Source organism: Planomonospora algeriensis (genome assembly GCF_977012225.1).
On sequence record NZ_CDRNDK010001005.1, the window covers coordinates 1 to 714 of the forward strand.

The following is a 714-nucleotide window of genomic DNA, read 5'->3' on the forward strand; positions in this document are numbered from 1 at the left end:
GGTGTGGAAGCCGAGGACCTGGAAGTGGTAGGCCAGCCAGGAGCGGATGGAGTCGAAGACGAAGTAGTAGGGGCCCTGGGAGGTGGCCTGGGCCCAGTTGCGGCCCCAGCCGCCGGCGGAGGCGAACCAGCCGCTCCAGGAGGCCAGGTAGGTCAGGGCGGGGGCGGCGGCCAGGGCGGTCAGGGCGGTGGGCAGGTCGCGCATGAAGGCGCCGCTGTAGGGGCGGCGCAGGCCGACGGCGCGGCGGGCGCCGGCGTCCCACAGCAGGGTCAGGACGGCGAAGGCGGCCAGGAAGAAGACGCCGGACCATTTGACGGCGCAGGCGGCGCCGAGCATGGTGCCGGCGGCCAGGCGCCAGGGGCGCCAGCCGAGCCAGGGGCCCTGTTCGGTGAGGGGGGAGGTCTCGTACCAGGCGGCGAGGCGGGCGCGGGTGTGGTCGCGGTCGGTGACCAGGCAGGCGAAGCCGGCCAGGACGAAGAGCATGAGGAAGATGTCGAGCAGGGCGGTGCGGGACAGGACCAGGTGCAGGCCGTCGAGGGCGAGCAGGAGTCCGGCCAGGCAGCCGAGGAGGGTGGAGCGGGTCATGCGGCGGGCGGTGCGGGCCAGGATGAGGATGGAGACGACGCCGGCGGCGGCGGTGGCGAAGCGCCAGCCGAAGGGGGTCATGCCGAACAGGTGCTCGCCGGTGGCGATCAGCCACTTGCCCAGCGGCGG

Annotated in this window: 1 protein-coding gene; it reads right to left on the reverse strand. The window is 74.1% G+C overall.

Features of this window, described 5'->3' with window-relative positions:
• The coding region (locus ACWJ6R_RS37470) for a phospholipid carrier-dependent glycosyltransferase (RefSeq protein WP_449066728.1) at positions 1–714 on the reverse strand (714 nt) is incomplete at both ends.